The following is a 23,876-nucleotide window of genomic DNA, read 5'->3' as shown; positions in this document are numbered from 1 at the left end:
AGATGGGAAAGGTAGTATCAGTTAATGTTAGTGAAAAAAAGGGAGTTGTTAAAAATCCAGTAAATGAGATAGAGCTTGTTGAGGATTTTGGAGTAAAGGGAGATGCCCACGCAGGAAAGTGGCATAGACAGGTTAGCCTTCTGGCGGAAGAGAGTATTGATAAGATGAAAAAGATGGGGCTTGACCATTTAGATTATGGAAAATTTGCAGAAAATATAACTACTCAAGGTATAGACCTCCCAAGTTTAAAAATAGGTACAAGATTGATAATTGGAGAGGCAGAGGTTGAAGTAACACAGATAGGTAAAGAGTGTCACGGTGGATGTGAAATAAAAAGGCTTGTTGGAGATTGTGTAATGCCAAGAGAGGGAATATTTGTTAAGGTATTGAAGGGTGGAAAGGTTAGAGTAGGTGATGATATAATAGTTATAGAATAGTTTTTGGAGGTTGTTTTATGGCAGTTAGAGAAATAGTAAAATTAGGACATCCTGCACTTAAAACAAAAAGTGAGGAAGTTAAGGTAATTGATAATGAAATTAAAGAGCTCATTCAAGACTTAAAGGATACTCTATACAGTACAACAGGTATAGGGCTTGCTGCACCACAGATTGCAGTAAATAAAAGAGTTATACTAATAGATTTAAGGGATGGAATGGAACCAATAGTTCTTATAAATCCTGAAATTACAAAACAAAGGGGAAAGCAGGAGAGTGAAGAGGGCTGCTTAAGCTATCCTGGATATTATGGATTTTTAGAAAGACCTGTTGAGGTCGAAGTTGAGGGATTGAACGAGGAAGGTAAAAGGGTAAGATATAGAGCAACAGAGCTTCTATGTAGAGCCTTCTGTCACGAGATTGACCATTTAGACGGAATTATGTATGTAGATAGGGCGTATGAAATTTATAAGGATGAGTAAATAAGTTCCATATAGGTAATCCTATATGGAATTTATTTTTACTCCCTTAACATTAAATAACGGCCCTATTAGTGGAATTTTTGCTTTTAGTTCAATAGTTATCTCATTATCAATAATAAGACTTTTATGGATATATATTTTTATTTTATCTTGCTCATAATAATAGTAGTTTTCAATATTATCAACGTATTTTACAGCCTCTATCCAGAGACTTTTTACACTACCTGCTCATCCGCAGGAGGATTTTACAACAGTTATTATTAAATTGCCACCCTTTGAGGCAATATAATCTATGGCCCGCTTATTTATATTAAATTTCATATATACACCTCCAAATCTATATATAATAATTTTAGCATATAAAGGGGAAATAAAAAATGTTAATTGTAACAGCAGCACTTATTGTAGATGAAGATAAGATACTTATAACTCAAAGAAAAAAAGGAAAAAAGGGAGGGCTTCTTTGGGAATTTCCTGGTGGAAAACTTGAGGAGGGGGAGACACCTGAAGAGTGTATTATTAGAGAAATAAAAGAAGAGTTAAATATTGATATTGAGGTTATAGATATATTTGATGTGGTTTTTCATAGGTATATAGAGTTTAATATGTTAATGTTAGTGTATAGGTGTAGGCTTAAGGGAGGGGAAATAACAGCAAAGGAAGTTGAAGATTTTAGATGGGTTACCCTTTTGGAGTTAAATAATTATAATTTTTTAGAGGCAGATGTTGGAGTGGTTCAAAAAATAATTACTAAAAATATATAAAAGATATAGACTTACACCTGTCTTTACAGTATAATAGGTGTAAAGACAGGTGTAAAGGAGGATTTATATGAAGACAAGAGAGTTAACAATAGGAGCAGTTTTTGCGGCATTATCAATACTAATACCACTTGCTTTTGGAGGTTTTTTAACATTACATTTAGGCCCATTTACAGCAACAATAATGTCACACGTTCCTTTATTCTTATCAATGCTAATTAGCCCACAGGTAGCAGCAATGGTTGGAGCATCCTCAGCACTCGGATTCTTTATAAAGCTTGGAAGACCAGAGGTTACTGCAAGAGCACTGATGCATATTATAGTTGGATATTTTGGTGGATGGCTTGTTAAAAGAGGAGTAAAATATGAAATTGTACTACTTATTGTACTACCTATACACGCACTACTTGAGGCATTTATTGTAATACCTATTGTGGGTCTTGACTATAGAATGTTCTATATAGTTGCAGTAGGAACAGCAATACATCACTTAATAGATTCTGCAATATCAGTTTTCTTTGCAAGAACAACAGGTTTATATACATTAAAAAAATCAGTCAATTAGTCTGAACAGGCTGTTGAAAAAGTTATATATTGATAAGCCCCATGAAGGATTTCTTAGGCATTTGTTCTACGGCTTAAGCAATTCTAAGCTTTTCTTTGTTTGAAAAAGTCCTACCCTCGCGATGCCATCGTCCTGATGGCCGCTCGGCTCGGGACGTCCTGTGCCGAATTACGGACTTTTTCAAAGTCGAAAAGCAATAATTGCTAAAGCTTATGAAATATGCCCTTTTGAAATCCTTTCATGGGGCTTTTCCATACTTTAGCTAACAAATGGGTTTGTTAACAATCTGACAAGCCAATTAGGGTGATTTATTTTTCATTTTCTAAAAAGCATTTTATTGCAGCCTTAACAAGAAGCTTATCATATCCCCAATCCTTAATTCCAACAATTTTTATCTTATCAGAATACTTTAGGGCAATTTTAGGGTAGAAATACTCTGTCATTATTCCAGAAGAGGATTCATCAAGGCAGACATATAAAATATTACTACATTGCTTTTTAATAAAATAATTAATACCATAATCTAAATCATCTGTGATTAAAAATATATCATCTTTTCTAAAGTGTTCATTAAGATGAGATTTTATTATGGTTGCTACTTCACTGTTTTTTGTTAAAAGGATAATCCCATCAAATTTTGCAGGCATATTTATTATTTTTTCAGTTATGTATTGCTGAAATTCACCTGTTTCTTGTACGCTTTTAGAAAATTTAATGCTTATTCCATTAGAGGTTAGTTTGTTGTAGTCTACAAACTTTTTTGTCTTTTCAAATAAGTTATTATCGAAGGTATAGTTTATAATAATTATTTCAGAGCAACCATCGTTTACTGCGTAGGTTATAGCATCACTTAAAGAGGGGGTATATCCTAAATAGGCAATATAAAAGTAGTAGGGTTTATAGCTTAAAATAGAGGATTTAACATCCCTTGCAATAAGGCTTAGGTTGTTGTTTTTGCTGTTTACGTCAAGTTTTGAATATATTTTTTTTATTCTATAGCTGTATATGGGTTTTAAATAAAAGGGTTTATCCTGCAAAAAATAATTGGTGTAATATGGAGTATATTTTTCCATTTCTCCCTCACATAAAAATATTACAGCCCTTTTATTTTGAGAAATAGTACCAAAGTTTATAAAGTCTTGAGAAGGTGGTTTGAAAATTACATAACAAGTTAATATATAAGAAAAAATAAACACAGCAACAGAATAGATAATATACTTTTTATTAATAATTAACATTTTTTTAGCAGAAACTAATACTGCGATTGATATAATAAAAAGAACTGTAAAAAGAGGTGTGTAGGGAAAAGGGGCAGAGAGCAAAAGACATAATAGAATACCCCAAAGTACCCCAAACAATAGAATAATCATATAATACCTCCCAAATTATTACATAAAAAATATATGAAGAAATAAATAATAATATAACTAAAAACAAAGGAAAAAAATTATCTATTAATATTTTATCAATTGTTATTTTGGTGTATAATGTAAATATATAATAGATGGAGGTGGAATTTATGGCATCAGTTGAATTGAAGAAGGGAATATATTGGGTAGGAGTCAAAAATCCAGAGCTTAGAGTTTTTGATATTATAATGACTACTAAGATGGGTACTACATATAACTCATATTTAATTGTCGATGAAAAAATAACTCTGGTTGATACAGTTAAGGATGGCTACCAAGAAGAATTTTTAAACAACATAAAGAGCATAATTGGAGATAGAAATATTGATTATTTAATAGTTCAACATACTGAACCAGACCATAGTGGTTCTTTAAGAAAAATATTAGAAGCATATAAAGATATAGTTGTATATGCTTCAAAACCAGCCTTAATTAACATAAAGGAAATCACTAATATGAATTTTAACTCTGTTGAGGCAAAAGAGGATTTATGTATAGGTGAAAGAACACTTAAATTCATATCAGCACCATTTTTGCACTGGCCAGATACAATATTTACATATAGTGAAAAGGATGAGGTATTGTTTACCTGTGATGCATTTGGATGCCATTACTGTGATGAAAAAAGCATCTTTAATGATGAAGTTGGAGATTTTTCAGAGGAATTTAAGTATTACTATGATGTTATTATGGGGCCATTTAAAAAATATGTATTATCTGCAATAGATAAAATTAAAGATTTAAAGTTTGATATGATATGCACAAGTCACGGTCCGGTTTTAAGACGAGATATAAATAAATATATAGATATGTATGAAAAATGGAGTAGAGAAGGAATATATGAAGAAGAAAAATCAGCAGTGGTTGCCTATGTTTCAGCCTATGGATATACAAAAACTATTGCAGAAAATATAGCAAAGGGACTAAAGGATAACGGTGCTAATGTTTATCTATATGATATATCTGAGACAGATTTAAGTGAGATTGTGGATAAGATTGAAAGAGCAAAGGCATTAATAGTAGGTTCTCCAACAATAAATCAAGATGCTGTAAAGCCTGTTTGGGATTTATTATCTCTAATTTGTCCAATAACTAATAGGGGTAAATTAGGAGTTGCCTTTGGTTCATATGGATGGAGTGGTGAGGCAATACCAATGCTTACAGATAGATTAAAGGGATTAAAGTTTAATACAGAACTTGAAGCTCTAAAGGTTAAGTTTAAGCCTTCAGAGGAGGATATACAAAGAGCAGTAGAACTGGGAAAAACAATTGCCAATAAGATATGAATAACTTAATATAAAAGGGATATAATGTAAACGAGGTGATAAATATGAATACAAAAAGAATTTATGAATTTTTAGAAAAGCAAGGGTTAGATGAAATTGACGAAATAGAATATAAGGAAAAAATAGCTGTTTTTAACTTTGTCTATACCTTTGATGAGGCAGAAATTGAAGCAGCAAAGGCATATGCTAATGATAATTATGAGGATAAAGGTGAAGATGTTTGGTATGATGAATATTTTCTGCCATATTTAGTTGACATTGCAGTTGATAATGTGAAGGACATTGTTGAGGATTTATCAGAGGAGTTTGATTTGAACTTTGATTTTGTTACTTACGAACTGGATAGAAATTTCTTTGAACAATGTGAGTTTGTATTAGTTGTGAGCGATAAAGATGTTCAGTTTGATATAGATAAGGTGCTGGATGATTTAGAATTGTAAAATTTAAAATTCTGAAATAAGAAATTGTTAAGAAAATAACTTCGAATTTACTATTGACTTTAAAATTTTAAATTGGTAAAATTATTACATAAATAAACATTAAATTAGTAAGTGATGCCATTTTATAAATGGTGTTACCCCCTATAGGTAAAGCTAAGGCACCTTCGTGGTGCCTTAGCTTTTTAAAGGAGTGAATATATGAATGTTATCGTTTTAAATGGAAGTTTTAACAAAGAGGGTAAGACATATTACATACTTAATAAATTTTTACACGAACTTAAAGATGAAAATAATATAATTGATGTTTTAAATGTTTATGAATTGAATTTCAAATATTGTATAGGTTGCAAAAAATGTGAAAAGACAGGTGAATGTATATATAGGGATTTAGATGATATTTATAAAAAAATAGAAGATGCAGATTTAATAGTTATTTCATCACCAGTATATTTTGCTTCCTTTACAAGTCCTTTGAAGGCCTTAATTGATAGACTCCAGGTTATTTATGCAAGAAAATTTATATTAAATAAATATATTAAACCTAAAAAAGGTATTTACATATTTACTGCGGGAAGAAAGAGTGAAAAAATGGTGGATGCACTTATGCTCCAAACTAAATATGCTTTTCTATCTTTAAATGCGGAATTTATTGGTTCTATATTTAAGCTCAATACAGACAATGATGATTTAGATTATGGATCAATATACAAAGATATACAAGAAATATTGAGTAAAGTATGAAATGACCTCAAATGTATAAATATAGTAATAAATGACTATAATCATTAATAAAATATTTTGTAGTAATTTTAGGAGGTCTTTATGCATACCCGTGGTTTATATGATTTGGAGAGGCAATATCTTTTAAAAAGGTTGATATTTATTCTATTTTTTATTTTTATATTTATTCTATTATTATTAATAAAACCAAAGAATGATTATACAGCCTTTGAAAAATCCTTAAAGGAAAAGGATTATAAAGCATTATATAATATGGTAATGAATAAAGATTTTACTTATCAAGTTTTTGAAGAATATATAAAATATAATTTTGGAGATGAAATTAATATAAAAGAAAAACAAAAAACTGAAGATGGTTATGTCTTAAAGGTAAATAGCAAAACGGGAGATAAAATATTAAAAATAAAAAAAGAAAAAAATAAACTATATTGGGATTTTAATGATTATGTTTATAATTGGACTTTGCAAGTGCCTCTTTATTCAAGTGTTGAAGTATGTGGTCAAATTTACGAGAATAAAAACGGTTTTGTTACTATAGAAAAAATACCCTTTGCATCCTACAATGTTAAAATCAAACTTAAGGGATGTGAGGAGTATGAAAATAGAATACTTGCAGGACAAAAGGTAGAGGTAAAGCTTGAACTTGCAAAGGATGTAGTAGATAAATGCAAGGAAGCAATATATGATTTTTTAAAGTTTAAAGAAAATGCTATAGAAAATAAAAAAATAACTGAAGTGCAATGTTTGTACACTGATTCAGGTTTATATAAAGAGGTACTAAATGAAATAGAATGGTTAAAGACTGTAGACTACAGATATTATAAAAAACTAATAGATTGGAAGGTTGTTTCTGCAAAATTAAAACATTCAGGAGTGATAGAAATAGATGTCAAAGAGGATTGGGAAGTTAAAATAATTACAGATGAAAATGAAAGTACAAATATAAATACACAATATAATAGATACTATGTTGAGATGGGAGAAAATTACAAAATAATACAAATAAATACAATTAAATAATAAATTTCTTGTTTATAATTTTAAATAATGTACACTCTAAATAGTGAAGAAAAAAGAAAGGAGTGTGTCCTATGAAAAATAGATTATTTACAGGACTTGCAGCAGGAGCGTTAATTGGTGCAGCAGCCAGCTTGATGGCTATGCCAAGAATGGACTATAGAACAAGAAGAAAGGTTAACAGAGCAGGAAAGAGAATGGCACATAGGCTTGAGGACATTGTTGAAGACTTAAGAGACTATATGAAATAGGGGGTTTTACCCCTATTTATTTTTTTAATGAAAATTTTAATCATTTTTTAGTTGTAATGTTTAATAAAAATTTTATATAATTAAATAATAATAATACTAATAGGCGGGATGAATATGGAAATATTAACTTTAGGTGAAAAGATAAAAGCAAAAAGAAAAGAAAAAAATTTAACTTTAAAGGAGCTTGCGGGGGATAGGGTTACGCCTGGCCAGATAAGTTTAGTGGAGTCAGGAAAGGCTAATCCAAGTATTGAACTTCTTGAGTATATTGCAGAGAAGCTTGAGACAGATGTTGATTATTTCCTTGAAAGCGAAGAGAAGCAGGCGTCAAAGATATGCGAATACTATTTAAATATAGCTGAAGTCGCTATTTCTTCTAAGGAATTTGAAAGGGCAAAGGAATATGTAGAAAAAGGCATTCATTATGCAAATGAATACAACCTTATTTTGTATAAGGGAAAATTTAATATGGTGTTAGCCATAATAAAATATCACGACAAGAATTATGAAGAATCACAACAATATTGCTTAATCGCAAATAGTATGTTTTTAAAACTTAATTTAGTTGAAGATGTTATTAAAAGTTTTATTTTGTTAGGTAAAATTAGTATAAATATGGGGTATTATTCAACGGCATTAAATTATTTTATACAAGGAGATACAATAATTTCAGAGAATTTCTTAGAGGATGAATTCTTAAAGGCAAAAATAAATTATTATATTGCTATATCTAATTTATATTTAAATAAAATATCTCAAGCAATAGACTATGCATATATTGCTAAGAAAAAGTTAGAAGTATTTAATGATAAAAAGGCTTACGCAGATGTTCTTGTACTTTTGAGTTTATCCTATGCAAAGGAAGGTAAGATAGAAAAGGCAATTAACTATTCAAAAAAGGCAAAGGGAATACTTTCAGAGCTTGACTATAAAAAGGACATAGCAGAGATTGAAGATGGTATTGGTGAAATTTTTGCAAAGTTTGATAACTTTGAGGAGTCCTTTAGCCATTTAACAAATGCATTAAAAATAAAACAGGAGATAAAGGATAATACTGTGCCTTTAACCTTATTTAAACTTTGTGATAATTATATTAAACTTGGTCAGATTGATAAGGCTAAGGAAGTAGTTAAGGATTTGCTTGATTCTCTTAAATATGAAGAGCACGAATATAGAATAAAGGCGTATGAATATTTGTACAAGATATATAGTATTGAAAATAATGTTTCTAAAATTGAAGAAATATTAATAAATTCCATAAAATATCTTGAGACAACAGAATATAAAAAGGAGCTTGCAAATTTTTATGTTCTATTAGGAAAGTTATATGTTGATTTAAATATGCAGGATTTAGCACTTAAATATATGAATAGGAGTTTGGATTTATATAAGGAATTAGGAATAATTTAAAAGTGGGGATTGATATGGGTGAGAATTTAGGATTGAAGATACGCAATTTAAGAAAGCAAAAGGGAATGACTTTAAAGGAGCTTGCGGGGGACAGGGTTACTGCTGCTCAAATCAGTTCAATTGAAAATGGTAAATGTAATCCAAGTGATGAGTTGCTATCATACATTGCAGAAAAGTTAGAGGTAGATGTAGAATATTTTACATTAACTGATAGAGAAAGAATGCAGAAGAAGTTTCAAAGAATAATTAATGAGACTAATTTTAACTTAAGTAGAGAAAACATTAATGAGGTGTTAGATAGAATAAGTATTTATGAAGAAAGTTTAGATATGCTTTCAGATGCTCAAAAGGGATATTATTATTACTGCTTTGCAAAACAATCATACTTTAAAGAGGACTATGATAAAAGTTTCGTTGATTTTTCAAAAGCACTTGTTTATTACCTAAAAACAAATAATTATGATATTATTTCTGATATGTATATTTGTCTTGGTAATTGTAGCTATTTTAACAACAAATATGAATTAGCCTTTGGTTATTATAAAAATTCAGAGGAGCTAATTGATAAGGGAATTTCTTCAGATAATATAGCAAGAACATATTATGATTTAGCTTTATGCTCAATAGCATTGAATAGATATACATTGTCAGATGTTTATTTAAATAAACTTAAGGATTTCATAAAGCAAAATGACTGGCATAATAAAGAACAATATTTGCCAGGTATAGAAATGATGCAGGGTAATGTAGACTTAAAGATAAAGGATGCAGAGGATAGTTTCAAAAGATTTGAAAATGCATATAAAAAATATAAACTAAATAGTGATCTTGAGGGTATGTTAAAGGCAAAAAATAATATGGCTGTTTGTCTTTGGGAATCTGGCAAAAAAGAACAAGCAATTCAATTGTTTAAAGATATTATACAGTGCGAGAAGGAGATTAATAAGGAAAATATAGCCTTTATTTTAGATGTTTATTTAAATTTAATAGACTGCTTGTTGGAAATGAAAAGATTGGATGAAACATTAAATGTGATAAATCAAGCAGAAGGAGTAATGCTTCAGAAAAACTATGAAGAAGGAATAATAAAAATATTAATGTCAAGGTTTGATTATCTATACAAAATTAAAGATTATCAAAGGGCAGAGGATTATGCCTTCTATGCATTAGATTTTATGGAAAAGTGTAATAGGGAAGAACAAAAGGTGGAGCTTTACATAAAACTATCTCAAATGTATAAAAATATGGGAGATAATAAACAGGCAATCGAGTATTTACTTCTTTCTCAAAACAATAAATAAAAAATATTAGGCGTGGTTTCTTTTTTAGAAATGTTTGGTATAATTAATTATAAAAGAAATCACGCTTTTGTTATTGGGGGGGATTAATATGGAATTTTTAGGGTTTGAAGCACAGGATTTTGAATATTTTAAAAATTTAGAAAAAATACATAATGAGGAGAATTTAAAGCAGAGGGAGAATGTTAAAACAAATTTTAGAGCATTTTGTTATGAACTTCAAAAGATATATCATAAGAATACTAACGGTTTTTTAGAGCTTGAAAAGGATTTTTTGAAGAGTAATAAAAAAAGTGATAGTTTAAAGGCAAGACATAGGATAGATGAAAATGTTTACATAGATATTGTTATTAATCAATATGGGGTTGGCATTTATTATAATACACAAAATAAAGAAATAATATTAAACTCAAAGGATAAAATATGGAATTATATTTTAAGCAATAAAAAATCCTTTATAAGTTTAAATAGAATTACAAAAACTAAATATACTGAAATTTTAAAAATAAATTGCTTAGAGATGAATTCAAAGGCCTATGATAATATTAAGACTGTTTTGGAGGAAAATAAAGAAGACAAATTAAACTTATATATTGGTGCTTTTTATACAAAATCAGAATGTATAAAACAAAAAAGACAGCTTGCAAATCATTTTTATGAGGAATTTTTAAAAATTTATGATTTATATAAAACACTATAAGGAGATGGTTTTATGGACGTAAATAAGATGACGCTTAAGGTACAGGATGCATTAAATCTATCCCAGCAGATTGCAGTTTCCTTTAAGCATCAGCAGGTAGATGTAGAACACCTGCTTTTTGCTCTTTTAACGCAGGAGAATGGTCTAATACCAAGCTTAGTAGAGAGAATGGGAATTGATAATAAAAAGCTTCAAAATGAGGTTGAGGCATATTTAGATAAACTTCCAAAGGTGTATGGTCAAGCAGCTGATTCTGGATATGTCTATGCAACACGCCGATTAGAAGAGGTATTAGTGAATGCAGAAAAAATAATGGCTAATATGAATGACTTGTATATTAGTGTTGAACACATATTTTTAGCAATTTTAGAAACTGAACATCCACTAAAGAAGATGTTGATTCAAAATGGAATAGATAAAGAAAAATTTTTAAAGGTGCTTATGGAGGCAAGAGGAGGACAAAGGGTAGAGACTAATGATCCAGAAGGTACATATGATGCACTCAAAAGATATGGTCGTGATTTGACAGAGGAGGCAAGAAGAAACAAATTAGATCCTGTTATAGGCAGAGATGATGAAATACGAAGAGTAATTATGATACTTTCAAGAAAAACAAAGAATAATCCTGTGTTAATTGGTGACCCTGGTGTTGGTAAGACAGCAATAGTAGAGGGATTGGCACAGAGAATAGTAAAGGGAGATGTACCTGAGGGATTAAAGGATAAGAAAATATTCTCCTTAGATTTAGGTGCACTTATTGCAGGGGCAAAATATAGAGGTGAATTTGAGGAAAGGCTTAAGGCAGTTCTAAAGGAAATCCAAAGAAGTGAAGGCAAGATAATACTTTTTATAGATGAGATACATACAATAGTTGGGGCAGGTAAAGCAGAGGGAGCTGTTGATGCTGGTAATTTAATAAAGCCTATGCTGGCTCGTGGAGAACTTCACTGTATTGGAGCGACAACCTTTGATGAGTATAGACAATATATAGAAAAGGATAAGGCTCTTGAGAGAAGATTTCAACCTGTTTATGTTAACGAACCAACTGTAGAGGATACTATTGCAATACTAAGAGGTTTAAAGGAAAGATTAGAAATACATCACGGGATTAGAATACACGATAGTGCATTAGTATCTGCGGCAAAATTGTCTAAAAGATATATAACAGATAGATTTCTACCAGATAAGGCAATAGATTTGGTAGATGAGGCCTGTGCAATGATAAAAACTCAAATAGAAAGTGTTCCCTATGAACTTGATGAAGTAAAGAGAAAAATACTTCAACTTGAAATAGAGAAAAGAGCACTTTCGGGTGAAATAGATGAATTTTCAAAAATTAGATTAGAGGATGTTGAAAGGGAAATTGCAAATTTAAAGGATAAGGAGAAGGAATTAAACGCAAAATATAGTAAGGAAAAGGAAGAGTTACAAAGAATAAGGAATATAAAGGAAGAAATTGATAATTTAAAGGCACAAATGGTAAAGGCAGAAAAGGAATATGATTTAAATAAACTTGCGGAAATAAAATATGGAAGATTGCCTCAACTTGAAAATGAACTAAAGGCGTTAGAAGATAAAATAAAGGATGCAAATCTTCTTCTTAAGGAGGAGGTTACAGAAGAAGAAATATGTGAAATTGTTTCAAGGTGGACGCATATCCCTATTTCAAAGCTTGTTGAGGGAGAAAGAGAAAAACTATTAAATCTTGAAAAATTACTTAAAGAAAGAGTAATAGGTCAAGATGAAGCTGTAGAGGTAGTTGTAGGTTCAGTTTTAAGAGCAAGGGCAGGAATAAAGGATCCAAAGCGTCCAATAGGTTCCTTTATCTTTTTAGGACCTACAGGTGTTGGAAAAACAGAACTTGCTAAAACATTAGCAAGGGAGTTGTTTGACAGCGAGGATAATATGATTAGAATTGATATGTCAGAGTATATGGAAAAGTTCTCAGTTTCAAGGCTAATAGGAGCACCTCCGGGATATGTAGGATATGAACAGGGTGGACAGCTAACAGAGGCTGTTAGAAGAAAACCATATAGTGTAATTTTATTTGATGAAATAGAAAAGGCAAATGAGGAGGTGTTTGATATATTTTTACAGCTTTTAGATGAAGGAAGGCTTACAGATAGCAAAGGACACATAGTTGACTTTAAAAATACAATAATAATAATGACATCTAATATAGCAAGTGATGTTATACAGCAGGGTTTAATTCAGAATAAAGATTTAGATGAGATTTATAAAGAGGTTCAGGATGTTCTTAAGATGAGGTTTAGGCCTGAGTTTTTAAATAGAGTAGATGATGTAGTCATATTTAAGCCACTTTCAAATGAATCAATTAAGAGAATAATAAAAATATTTATAAATGAAATACAATCAAGGCTTAATGAAAAGAATATAAAGCTTTATGTGGATGAAAGTGCCTTAAATTATATAGCAAGCGTTGGTTATGATCAGGTTTATGGTGCAAGACCATTAAAGAGATTTATTCAAAAATATATTGAGACAGAATTGGCAAAAATGATATTGTCAGGAAAGGTTAAAGATGGTGATAAAGTAGAAATCAAGGAATTGCAAGGAAGGTTAGAGTGTTTGATAACAAATTAACAAACTGTTAACAAATTTTTTATTATTTTGTGATATAATAGCATTTGTTTATATTGCAAGTTATATAATAAACAATTGCATATTTAAATATTGGAGGTGTAAAAATGGCAAAGGTATTGAAGGTAGCAGACAGAAGAAGATGTATAGGTTGTTTATCTTGCCGTCAAGCCTGTGCAAGACTTAGAGGAGAATATTCAATTGCTAACTCAGCAATAGAAGTTAAAACATCAGGTGGTTATACAGGTGAATTTGTTATAAATATTTGTCGAGGATGCGAAGAACCAGCTTGTATGGAGGCTTGTAAGTTTGGTGCTCTAACAAAGAGAACAGGTGGAGGAGTAGTATTCCACAAAGATAAATGTACAAAGTGTGGTGCCTGTGGAGTGGCTTGTGCAGTAAATGCAATTAGATTTGATGAAGAGGGTTATCCAATAATTTGTACTCACTGTGGATATTGTACAAAGTATTGTCCACACAGATGTATTACAACGAAGGAGGTTTTATAATATGCTAGCAAGAGACTACATTAATGTTCTTTATATAGACCTTGAAAAGCAAGAATATAGATACGAACAAAGAAAGGACCTTGTTAAATATCTTGGAGGTACAGGTCTTGCAGCAAAGCTTCTTGATGAAAACATAAAGCCAGAGCTTGACCCACTTGATCCAGCTCAACCAATGATTTATGCAATAGGACCTCTTTCTTTTGTAATGCCAGTATGTACAAAGACAGTTGCAACATTTTATTCTCCACATACAAAGGAATATGGAGAGAGCCATGCAGGTGGAAGATTTGCAATGGCAATGAGATTTGCTGGTATTGATGCTATAGTTGTAACTGGTAAATCAGCACATCCTCAATATCTTCTAATTGATGATGGGGTACAATTTAGAGATGCAAGAGCTATGTGGGGATTATCTGTTGAAGAAACAGGTAAAATATTAAGACAAACAACACACGGAAGTGGTGTAAGAAGCTCAATTAGAATAGGTCGTTCAGGTGAAAACCTTGTAACTTATGCAGGTGTTAACGTAGATACATACAGACACTTTGGAAGACTTGGTCTTGGTGCTGTAATGGGTTCAAAGAATCTTAAGGCAATAGTTGTTATAGGAAACAATACAGTAGATATACCACAGGAATTAAAGGTAAAATATAGAAAAGTTTACGACAAGATATATGATAGGGTTCTAAACACTGACCTTATGAAGAAGTATCACGAACTTGGTACTCCAGTTAACGTTATTCCTCTAAATGAAATGCATTCACTACCATCCTTCAACCTTCAAAAGAACAAGATAGATTTTGCAGAAGATGTATCCGGGGAAAAGTTTGCAGAAGATAATCTTGTAAGAAAGGTTGCTTGTGCAGGATGTCCAATAGGATGTATCCACATTGGTCAAGTAAGAAGAGAATTTGATGCAGGATATGAATATGAAACAATAAATGTATCATATGACCACGAGCTTATTTTCGCACTTGGTACATTCCTTGGTATAAAGTCAACTGACGAAATACTTGAACTAATTGACGTTGTTGAAAGCGAAGGACTTGATGCAATATCAACAGGTGTTGTTTTAGGATGGGCAACAGAAGCATACAAGAGAGGATATGTTTCACTTGAAGAGACACTTGTACCATTTGAATTTGGTATTGTTCAAAACTATATTGCAGCAGTTAAGTATATTTCAACAAGAAAGAATAAGTTCTATGAAGATTTAGGAAAAGGTGTAGTTCACGCTTCAAAGGTTTATGGTGGTTCAGATTTTGCTTGCCATTTAGGTGGAAATGAGATGGCAGGATATCATACAGGATATGGAAATGTTGTAGGATTTGCTGTTGGTTCAAGACACTCACACCTTGATAATGGTGGATATTCAATAGACCAATCAAAACCAAAGGAAGAAGATATTGTTAAGAAGGTATATGACGAAGAATTAGAAAGAAACATTCTAACAAGCTTAGTAATATGTTTGTTTGCAAGAAAGGTATATACAAGAGATATAGTTCTTGAAGCATTAGAGGCTGTTGGAATTAATATGACAAAAGAAGAACTTACTCAATTTGCAAAGGATATACAAAAGCTTAAATATCAAATAAAGGCAAAACTTGGATACAGCTTAGACAGCATAAAGATTCCAGAAAGATTTTTCCAAACTAAGACTCTAAATGGAGTTCTAAGCAGTGAAAAGGCCCACGAAATGGTTAATGAATACAAGAAGATGATAGAAGATTTAATGAATGAATAATAAAAATATGGACTGGTTTTCAGTCCATATTTTTATTTTATATACTTTGATTCTATTTTACTAACTATTGCATACATTATATAGGCAATTATAGAAAGTATTATTATACTTAACATAACCATATCTAATTGGGCAACTTGACCACCAAAAACTATAAGAAATCCTAATCCTTCTTTTGCTACTAAAAATTCACCAACTATAACACCAACCCAAGATAACCCTACGTTTATCTTTAATGTTGAAATTAAAGTAGGAAGGCTATGAGGAAGAACGACATATTTTAGTATTTGATATTTATTTGCTCCAAACGTTTTTACAAGCTTTATCATATCCTCATCTACATCATTAAATCCTGTTAAAACAGAAATAATGGTAACAATTAAAGATATTGTAAGCGCAATTATAATTATGGCAGGCTGACCATTACCAACCCAGAAGATTAGTATTGGGCCTAATGCAATTTTAGGTAGGGCATTTAGTACAACAAGATATGGTTCTAAAACTTTATTAATAAAATCTGAAATCCAGAGTATAATAGCAATTAAGGTACCAATTATAGTACCAGAAATAAAACCTATTATAGTTTCTATGCAGGTAACATATGTGTGCCTTAAAAGATGTCCCTCCTGCATCAACTTAAAGAAGGTAGTTACAATTTTAGATGGCTGACTTACTAAGAAAGGGTCAACGATGTTAAGTCGTGCTGTTATTTCCCATTGTGCTATAAAAATTATCAATATTAAAATTCTACTTAGTGTTATTAATGTATTTCTGCGTTTAATTTTGGAGATATATTCCAAATGTTCCTTTGAAGGAGTATTATTTATCATATTTATCAAGCTCCTTCCATATTAAGTTAAAATAATCTTTAAATTCTGGAGCATTTCTTGAGGTAAGGGGTGTTCTATCTTCTATACTAAGATTTATATTAAACTCCTTTTTTATTTTGGCAGGTCTTGAGCTCAATACAATAATTCTATCTGCAAGAGAAATTGCTTCTGTTATGTCGTGGGTTACCATTAGAGTAGTTTTTTCCTCTGCTTTAATAATTTTATATATTTCATCAGAAACTAATAATCTTGTGTGGTAGTCTAATGCAGAAAATGGTTCATCTAACAATAGTATTTCAGGGTTTAAAACTAAAGTTCTTATTAATGCAACCCTCTGTCTCATTCCGCCTGATAGTTGATTTGGGTAATAGTTTTTAAAGGAGGAAAGGCCGTATTTTTCAATTAAGGTATTTGCAAAATCTATATTTTCTTTAGTTAATTCTTTTCTTATTTCAAGTCCTAAAGTAATGTTTTTATAAATGCTTCTCCATTCAAATAAAGTATCCTTTTGAAACATATACCCTATTTTATTGCAGGGATAGGATATAATATTGTCATCTAAATAAACTTCACCACTTGTTGGAGTAATAAGACCAGCTATAATTGAAAGTAGAGTAGATTTACCACATCCTGAAGGCCCAACAAGTACAACAAATTCACCTTCATCTACTTTAATACTTATATCATCAAGGGTTTTTGTTTCGGTGTGTAGAGTATGATATGTCATAGATACGTTACACAGAGTTAGTTTGCCCATATTTATCACTCTCGCTTATATTTAATTTTTGTTATGTTTTAGCTTTATCCCCTTGATGATATACTAAATTCATCAAGGGGCATATACATAAATATTATTTACCAATAACTTTTTTAGCAAATTCGGTTGTTACTATATCCTTATAAGGAGGACGTTTTGGAATTAAGTTTGGGTTGTAGGATTGAATAATATCCATAAGTCTTGATAAGGAGTCCTCCTCTAAAACTGGTGTTTTAGCCCAAGTATCCTGTTGTTTATATCTTTCAACAACCTTGGTTAATATATCGATATCAGAACCGGGGAAGAAATCTTTAACTGCCTCAGCTATTTCCTTTGAAGAATGAGATTCAGTCCAGAGCATTCCCTTATAAATTGCATTGGTAAATTTTTGTATGATATCAGGATTTTCTTTTATATATGATTTGGTTGCAAAGAAGCAGGTATAAGGAATTTCTCCAGAGGCCTTACCAATTGATGCAACGACATAACCTCCATTTTCTTTTTCAAGCATACTTGCTGTTGGTTCAAATAGGGCAACATAGTCACCAGTACCAGATTTAAAGGCCTGTGCTGTAGCTGTAAATGCAATGTTTGTTATTATATTTACATCTTTATTAGGAGTTAGTCCGTGATTTCTTAGTACATATTCTAATGTCATTTCAGGAACTCCTCCAGGACGACCACCTATAATTGTTTTACCCTTCAAGCTTTCCCAAGCAAAATTGTCTTCTTTATTTCTTGAAACAAGGAAGGAGCCATCTCTTTTGGTGAGTTGTGCAAATAAAACTGCATAGTCTTCTCTTCCTTGATTATAAAGATATATAACCTGTTCAGGTCCACAAAAACCTATGTCTGCGTTTTTTGATAAAACTTGTTGCATTGTTTTATCATCAACCACCACAAAAACACAGTAAAATATACACTAATTATTTTTATTTCTTCTTTTAACTTTCCCATTTGGTAGAGTTTTTATACTACCTTTAAAATTAACTTCTAATGTTTCAGTTTCACCATGCCATACAATATAATCTACTAATTCATTGATTAATTGACGTTTAGTGTTTATATCAACATAATCATAGAACTTTTTAATATTATTCAAACTATCAACGATATTATTTATTATATTGTATTTATCATTTGTTTCGTCAAGTGATGATATTAATTCCTGTATTTTTTTATTTAAGTTTATATTTTCTTGTTTTAAGGTTTGAATTTCTTCTTGAATTATTGATACCATATCATCATCTAAAATAGCAATTTTTCTTATTAACCCTTTAATTACTTTTTCGTTTTCTTCTATCTGTTTTTGAAGATTATTTATTTCGCTTTTTATAATATTAGTGTTTATTAGAGTATCTTTATCTAATGCCAATTCTTTCATGACTATTTCAGGACTTATATTCTTTAGATAATCAACTATGTATTCCTCTGCTTTAGAGGCATTAAGCATTTTGTTTGTGCATCTATTTGAAGCTCTATTTTTTAAGTTACATCTATAATATCGTTCCATGTAATCATATTTCTTATTATATTTGCTCCAAGATGCCATTCCACTGCCACATTCACCACATACAAGCATACCAGATAATAAAAACTTTTCACCTGTTCCAGAGCGTGGAGAGGATTTTTCTTTATTAAAATTAATTATTTCTTGACATTTAAGCCATACATCAGAAGTTACTATTCCTTCATGTTGCCCAACAGATATTATCCATTCATTGACAGGTTTATCTTTTTTACCACCTTCACGCTTATTATAGACCATTAGACCATTTACTCCATTTGGCTCACCACAAACCTTAGCACCTTGTTTCCTAAACCAGTCCAATATTTTTTCATCTGCTATGCAATAAACAGGGTTAATTACAATTTGTTCAACAGTAGCCCTTGAAAATTCACCACCATTTTTACCTTTAAAGTGATTTTTACATAAGTATGTAGCAACTGTATTAAATCCTCTTTTTTCAAGATAAAGATTATATATGAGTTTAACTGTTTCGATTTCTTCAGGGACTATACTTAATTTATACATCTTCTTGCTCTTGCCATCTTCTGTTTTATATAATATAGGTTCCGACTTATAACCAAGTGGGGGAGTGCCACCAAGCCAACGACCTGTTTTGGCAAGCTCAAGCATATTATCTTTTATTCTTTCTGCAATTGTTTCTCTTTCAAGTTGTGCGAATACCGCAGCAATATTCATCATAGCTCTACCCATTGGAGTAGTTGTGTCAAACTGTTCTCTAATAGATATAAAATCAATGCCTTGAGATAGTAAAAGATTAATTGAAGTAGAGAAGTCAGCTACATTTCTGCTAAATCTATCAAGACGATAGCAAACAACTACATTAAACTTTTTAGCTTTTGCATCTTTAATTAATTTTTGAAATTGAGGTCTATTTATATCTTTACCTGAAAATCCTTCATCTTCATAAACTAATATAGATTCTATATCTTTAAAGTTTTTCTCTATAAACTCTTTGCACATTATAACTTGATTTTCAACAGAATCACCTTTTTCAGTGAATTTAGATTTTCTTGAGTATATGGCAAATTTCATATTAAAACTCCTTTCATTAGTATTGACACGTGTAAATTACGTGTGTTATAATAAAATTGTAAGGAGGAGGTGGAATGAAACCAAAAGAAATAATAAAAATTTTACAAAATAATGGTTGGGTAGAGGTTAGACAAAGAGGTTCACACAAACAATTTAAACATCCTTCTAAAAGTGGTTTGGTAACTGTACCGTATCATAACAAAGACCTTGACCCTAAAACAATGAACAGTATATTTAAGCAGGCAGGGTTAAAATAATAACCCTCTTGCTTAAAGTTAATTATAAAATTAAATTTTTAAGGAGGATATATTATGCTTGATAAATATATATTTTCAGCTATATTTGAACCAGGTGAAAATGGTGGTTATTTCGTATCATTCCCAGATTTACCTGGTTGTATAACAGAAGGTTCTACACTAGAAGAAGCTATATATATGGCAAAAGATGCTCTTGAACTTCATTTATATGGTATGGAAGAAGATAATGAACAAATTCCATCTTCAACGCCACCAGAAAAATTTGATATACCTAAAGGAGCATTTGTTGTGCCTATTACAGTTTATATGCAACCTGTTAGAGATGAAATGGCAAACAAAAGTGTAAATAAAACAGTTACATTACCTAGGTGGCTTAATAAAGCAGCAGAAGATGCCAAAATAAATTTTTCTCAAGTACTTCAACAAGCATTAAAAGAAAAGTTAGGTATAAAAGGATAACCGCCATATATTTGGCGGTTTTATCTGTTTTAGCAATTCATCTCCAACCTAATTTATCTCCATTTTTCTGCGAACTGTTTCTAAACGTTCTAAAAGTTTTGGATGTGGCTCACCAGGACCTATTCCATTTTTTGTTGATAATACCGTTATAAAACTTATATTCTACCAATTCTTTTGTTATGTTAATAATTATATAGTGATATAATATATATAAGATTAGCAGGATATCGGGTGTTCGTGGATAGGTTATTGGTATCGTTCCTCACTATCTATGCGTTGCACCTTCTGTAATACACAAGACGAATTCTTACAGTTTGGCTCATAGTTACCCTCGACTTTACGTTAGGGCTTTCTATGAATTTACCCGATGCAATTCTATGAATTACTTCATAGATGGGCAATTAGCTACCTAAAACCTCTTGCATTTGACCAAATGTTCTACCCATTGATTTGCTTAATTTATTTACTGGTTCAATCACCTCACGATTTAAAATTTCTGCCATTTGTTGATTATGTTTAGTTATATTTTCTAAACCGGAAATTTTATATGTTGGTAATTTTACCACATTACTTGCAAGAGCAACATTCAATTTGTTATCGTATCGGCTTTTTATCCGATACCTCTATATGTTTCCATATAGTTCAGCATATTTCTTTATCCTGCTAATCTAAAATATTTATCACAATTGAATTAAAGTTCATTTAATAATTCCTCAAATACATTTTCGCTTATAATCTGTAAGTCTTGACCTTTTAAAATTAACATTTCAGCTTTCTTTAGTTTATTACTTTTTTCACCTTTTATATTACTACAATAATCAAAATTACCTAATATAAGATAATTTGTGTTTTTAGTTACATTATTTTCACAATAACCTCCAACATCTAAAACTTTTTGTGCCGCATCAGAACGTGTCATTTTATTTAATTTACCTGTGAAAACACAATATTTTTTATAAAATGGGTGTTCTGGGTTAAATTCAGTTTTGTTGCTTTGTAATTCTTTAAGGTTTAATTTAGAATGTGATTTATTGAGTTTGAACAATGATTCCAAATCAATATTATTATTTTTCAAATCTTTTAATAAACGCATAAAACAATTATAAGTTATAATTGTATCATCTAACGCTCTGTGTAAATCTGGGAACTCAATATTTAATTCTTTTGCAATGGTTCTTAATTTATGATTAGGGAAATTGGGATATACTTTTCTTGCTAATCTTAATAAATCAACATAATTGTTGTTAAATTTATAGTTTAAAATCTCTAACATTGAATCATATAAAAAATTAATGTCGAAATTTACGTTATGCCCAAGTATAATATCATCTTTAACAAAATCTAAAAATTTAGGTAACACTTCTTCTATTGAAGGAGCATTTTCTAACATTTCATTAGTTATACCTGTAAGTTGTGTTATAAAATCATCTACAGGGAAATTAGGATTTACTAATGTTTCAAATTTATCAACTATTTCCTTATTCCTAACCTTTATTGCGGCTATTTCAATAATTTCATCATAATAAGAATCAAGTCCTGTTGTTTCTAAATCAATAACAGTAAAATTGTCTGGTATGCATATTAATGATTTACCTTTTTCTCTAACTATTTTAGGTTTTTCTATTAACTCAATTTCTCCGTTATCAGAAATAGTGAACATAATCTTCATTTAACCCCAACTCCTTTATAAAACTTATATTCCACCAGCCCTTTTGCAATAAAGACTATTTGCTCTATTGTCATATCTAAAATAAATCGGTTGGTGCTCAAAGGCTCTCGAATTCTGGTCGCCTTTTAATTTATTTATCTAATCATCAATAATTCTACTGGTATATTAAAAGTTGCGGCAATATACTCTAAAGAGTGTTCTGAATATTGCTTGAGTACATCATCAGGTATTAATAAATATGAACAGAATTGATTAGCTTCATGCTCAAATTTGTTTACATTAAAAAGTGTATATTGTTTTAAAAAAGTACAATTAATTTTAGTATGTAGCACAGCATGTCCAAGTTCATGACCACAAACATACATTTTTTCATGATAAGATAACTGTCTGTTTAGATATATAAATTTATTTTTCTTCTCATATTGATAAATACCTTTGACTTCCGTAGGGAAATCAAAGGTTTTGACATTAATACCTAACAAATCAGCTATTTCAAAAGGATTGTTAGTTTTATATTTTTTTATTATTTCATTTGTTTTACACTTGATATAATTCAAAAAAATCCCCTCCCCAAAATGGCGACCATATAACCCTAGGGGAAATTATTCATAATTTTAAATAATACTTTGAAAATATCATTTTACTCACTCCACAATATTGTGCTTTATTTTTCGAGGTCTATAAACATAGCCTTTTTCTTTTTTATTTATAAAATCTTTTAACGAATTATCAATTACAACTTTAAAAGAATCATCAATATGATACGAATTATCTAATACATTTTTTACTTTTTTAGGTTGATAATATGGTGTTTTTTTTGCTTGTTCTAAGAGTTTAATAGCTTCATTTATTTGCCCTAATTTTGTATAAATTTGTGCAATACGAATATATCCAGAAGGCATAGCTGGATCCATTTTATTAGCTAACTTGTAACATCTTAAAGCATTGTCAAAGTCATATACTCCTTCATAACATTCGCCTAGGTCGCTATATACCCAAAATAAATGAATTTCTAAGGTTATTTCTACGTTTTCCCCATCTCGAGTAACATATCCTTTTTCATAACTATCTTCAGTAGGATTTATTAAATATTTTTCTAAATATTTTATTGCTTCTTTTCTGAACTTAGCTCCTTTCCAAACATAAGCTCTTCCAACTATTAAATAAGCTTTAGGGTCATCTATATCTTTACATAGTTCAATAATTTTATCTAAAATTTTATGCCTATCTTTAGCTTCTTTAAGGATTTTTTCTGCAATTTTGTTTAATTGTGAATTAGAATTTCCAAATCCAACACTTAATTTTAAACTATCAAATAAAATTTTAGCGAGTTCAAGTTTTGCATTATTAGATAAATTATTTAAATTGATTTCTTTGCTTGTGTTACTGTAATTTGGGGATGTATTACTACCTTTTTTATCATTGTATTTTTCTTCTTGTGATGAGATATTTATTGATTTGTGAGCAAATATATTTAGTATTTTTGTTATAAAATTTAAGTTTTTGCCTGATTTAACATTAGGATTAGTAATAGTATCATAAACGCAACCACATTCACACGAAACTGGTAGGTTTAAAATGAAACCTTCTTTGGATGGGAAACAAGTATTTTTAAGTATGTGTTTGATATTTCCACAGTTTGGACATTTTGCAACGATAAAGTCATCATTTGCCTTTATAAATTTCACATTTC

General features: G+C 30.3%; 25 protein-coding genes. 17 read left to right on the top strand and 8 right to left on the bottom strand.

The window, feature by feature from the left end; all coding sequences use genetic code 11:
* The first annotated feature begins 2 nt into the window (after positions 1-2).
* The 4 genes from JG776_RS02625 (at position 3) to JG776_RS02610 (ending at position 2,242) form a co-directional block, all read left to right on the top strand.
* Positions 3-437 carry an MOSC domain-containing protein gene (locus JG776_RS02625; protein ID WP_200790233.1) on the top strand — a complete coding sequence of 145 codons (435 nt, stop codon included), beginning with the start codon at positions 3-5 and terminating at the stop codon, positions 435-437.
* 17 nt (positions 438-454) lie between these two features.
* Positions 455-916 (top strand): peptide deformylase, encoded by a 462-nt coding sequence (gene def, locus JG776_RS02620; protein WP_291964426.1) that lies wholly within the window; start codon positions 455-457, stop codon positions 914-916.
* Between the two features lie 377 nt (positions 917-1,293).
* On the top strand, positions 1,294-1,680 hold the full coding sequence (locus JG776_RS02615; RefSeq protein ID WP_291964424.1) for a (deoxy)nucleoside triphosphate pyrophosphohydrolase: 387 nt from the start codon (positions 1,294-1,296) through the stop codon (positions 1,678-1,680).
* Positions 1,681-1,747: 67 nt separating this feature from the next.
* A complete protein-coding gene (locus tag JG776_RS02610) occupies positions 1,748-2,242 on the top strand; it encodes an ECF transporter S component (RefSeq protein WP_291964422.1) in 495 nt (164 codons plus the stop codon).
* Between the two features lie 308 nt (positions 2,243-2,550).
* On the opposite strand, the gene JG776_RS02605 is transcribed toward JG776_RS02610, so the two are convergent.
* The gene (locus tag JG776_RS02605; RefSeq protein ID WP_291964420.1) at positions 2,551-3,612 is read right to left on the bottom strand and encodes a hypothetical protein; all 1,062 of its coding nucleotides are present in this window, start codon (positions 3,610-3,612) and stop codon (positions 2,551-2,553) included.
* 149 nt (positions 3,613-3,761) lie between these two features.
* On the opposite strand from JG776_RS02605, the gene JG776_RS02600 reads away from it, so the two are divergent.
* The 11 genes from JG776_RS02600 (at position 3,762) to JG776_RS02550 (ending at position 15,648) form a co-directional block, all read left to right on the top strand.
* Complete coding sequence (locus tag JG776_RS02600) at positions 3,762-4,937, top strand: FprA family A-type flavoprotein (RefSeq protein WP_291964418.1); 1,176 nt, start codon at positions 3,762-3,764, stop codon at positions 4,935-4,937.
* Between the two features lie 44 nt (positions 4,938-4,981).
* On the top strand, positions 4,982-5,377 hold the full coding sequence (locus JG776_RS02595) for a hypothetical protein (RefSeq protein ID WP_291964416.1): 396 nt from the start codon (positions 4,982-4,984) through the stop codon (positions 5,375-5,377).
* Between the two features lie 198 nt (positions 5,378-5,575).
* The gene (locus JG776_RS02590) at positions 5,576-6,118 is read left to right on the top strand and encodes a flavodoxin family protein (protein ID WP_291964414.1); all 543 of its coding nucleotides are present in this window, start codon (positions 5,576-5,578) and stop codon (positions 6,116-6,118) included.
* 81 nt (positions 6,119-6,199) lie between these two features.
* A complete protein-coding gene (locus tag JG776_RS02585; protein WP_291964412.1) occupies positions 6,200-7,138 on the top strand; it encodes a hypothetical protein in 939 nt (312 codons plus the stop codon).
* A gap of 71 nt (positions 7,139-7,209) precedes the next feature.
* Positions 7,210-7,386 (top strand): YtxH domain-containing protein, encoded by a 177-nt coding sequence (locus tag JG776_RS02580; protein WP_073249605.1) that lies wholly within the window; start codon positions 7,210-7,212, stop codon positions 7,384-7,386.
* A 114-nt stretch (positions 7,387-7,500) separates the two neighbouring features.
* Entirely contained in the window at positions 7,501-8,796 is a 1,296-nt protein-coding gene (locus JG776_RS02575) for a helix-turn-helix domain-containing protein (protein WP_291964408.1), read from the top strand.
* Between the two features lie 14 nt (positions 8,797-8,810).
* On the top strand, positions 8,811-10,097 hold the full coding sequence (locus JG776_RS02570) for a helix-turn-helix domain-containing protein (protein ID WP_291964407.1): 1,287 nt from the start codon (positions 8,811-8,813) through the stop codon (positions 10,095-10,097).
* Positions 10,098-10,185: 88 nt separating this feature from the next.
* Entirely contained in the window at positions 10,186-10,794 is a 609-nt protein-coding gene (locus JG776_RS02565) for a hypothetical protein (protein ID WP_291964405.1), read from the top strand.
* A gap of 12 nt (positions 10,795-10,806) precedes the next feature.
* Positions 10,807-13,398, top strand: coding sequence for an ATP-dependent chaperone ClpB (gene clpB, locus JG776_RS02560; protein ID WP_291964403.1), 2,592 nt, complete (start codon positions 10,807-10,809; stop codon positions 13,396-13,398).
* A gap of 104 nt (positions 13,399-13,502) precedes the next feature.
* Positions 13,503-13,904 (top strand): 4Fe-4S binding protein, encoded by a 402-nt coding sequence (locus JG776_RS02555; protein ID WP_027307688.1) that lies wholly within the window; start codon positions 13,503-13,505, stop codon positions 13,902-13,904.
* A gap of 1 nt (position 13,905) precedes the next feature.
* Positions 13,906-15,648, top strand: coding sequence for an aldehyde ferredoxin oxidoreductase family protein (locus tag JG776_RS02550; protein ID WP_291964399.1), 1,743 nt, complete (start codon positions 13,906-13,908; stop codon positions 15,646-15,648).
* A 32-nt stretch (positions 15,649-15,680) separates the two neighbouring features.
* Here the strand turns inward: JG776_RS02550 and JG776_RS02545 are convergent, their stop codons facing one another.
* The 4 genes from JG776_RS02545 to JG776_RS02530 all read right to left on the bottom strand — a co-directional run bounded on the left by JG776_RS02545 (position 15,681) and on the right by JG776_RS02530 (position 19,798).
* A complete protein-coding gene (locus JG776_RS02545; protein ID WP_291964397.1) occupies positions 15,681-16,478 on the bottom strand; it encodes an ABC transporter permease in 798 nt (265 codons plus the stop codon).
* Entirely contained in the window at positions 16,468-17,235 is a 768-nt protein-coding gene (locus JG776_RS02540) for an ABC transporter ATP-binding protein (protein ID WP_291964394.1), read from the bottom strand. Before JG776_RS02540 ends, JG776_RS02545 begins: the two co-directional genes overlap by 11 nt.
* A 94-nt stretch (positions 17,236-17,329) precedes the next feature.
* On the bottom strand, positions 17,330-18,115 hold the full coding sequence (locus JG776_RS02535) for an ABC transporter substrate-binding protein (RefSeq protein WP_291964486.1): 786 nt from the start codon (positions 18,113-18,115) through the stop codon (positions 17,330-17,332).
* A 42-nt stretch (positions 18,116-18,157) separates the two neighbouring features.
* Complete coding sequence (locus JG776_RS02530; RefSeq protein WP_291964392.1) at positions 18,158-19,798, bottom strand: recombinase family protein; 1,641 nt, start codon at positions 19,796-19,798, stop codon at positions 18,158-18,160.
* 74 nt (positions 19,799-19,872) lie between these two features.
* Between JG776_RS02530 and JG776_RS02525 the strand changes: the two genes are divergently transcribed.
* The gene (locus JG776_RS02525; protein WP_291964389.1) at positions 19,873-20,055 is read left to right on the top strand and encodes a type II toxin-antitoxin system HicA family toxin; all 183 of its coding nucleotides are present in this window, start codon (positions 19,873-19,875) and stop codon (positions 20,053-20,055) included.
* A gap of 54 nt (positions 20,056-20,109) precedes the next feature.
* Positions 20,110-20,514: a type II toxin-antitoxin system HicB family antitoxin gene (locus tag JG776_RS02520; RefSeq protein WP_291964388.1), complete on the top strand. Its 405-nt coding sequence runs from the start codon at positions 20,110-20,112 to the stop codon at positions 20,512-20,514.
* A gap of 691 nt (positions 20,515-21,205) precedes the next feature.
* Here the strand turns inward: JG776_RS02520 and JG776_RS02515 are convergent.
* From JG776_RS02515 to JG776_RS02505, 3 genes are all read right to left on the bottom strand, one after another.
* The gene (locus JG776_RS02515; protein WP_291964386.1) at positions 21,206-22,183 is read right to left on the bottom strand and encodes an exonuclease domain-containing protein; all 978 of its coding nucleotides are present in this window, start codon (positions 22,181-22,183) and stop codon (positions 21,206-21,208) included.
* A 134-nt stretch (positions 22,184-22,317) separates the two neighbouring features.
* Positions 22,318-22,740, bottom strand: a complete 423-nt coding sequence (locus JG776_RS02510; RefSeq protein WP_291964384.1) for an ImmA/IrrE family metallo-endopeptidase — start codon at positions 22,738-22,740, stop codon at positions 22,318-22,320.
* An 87-nt stretch (positions 22,741-22,827) separates the two neighbouring features.
* On the bottom strand, positions 22,828-23,871 hold the full coding sequence (locus JG776_RS02505; RefSeq protein WP_291964382.1) for a tetratricopeptide repeat protein: 1,044 nt from the start codon (positions 23,869-23,871) through the stop codon (positions 22,828-22,830).
* Positions 23,872-23,876: the final 5 nt, after the last annotated feature.

It is taken from the genome of Caloramator sp. (assembly GCF_020054765.1).
Classification (GTDB): Bacteria; Bacillota; Clostridia; order Clostridiales; family Caloramatoraceae; genus Thermobrachium; species Thermobrachium proteoclasticum.
Note: the sequence above shows the minus strand (reverse complement) of the source record. Positions and strands in the feature narration are given on the sequence as shown.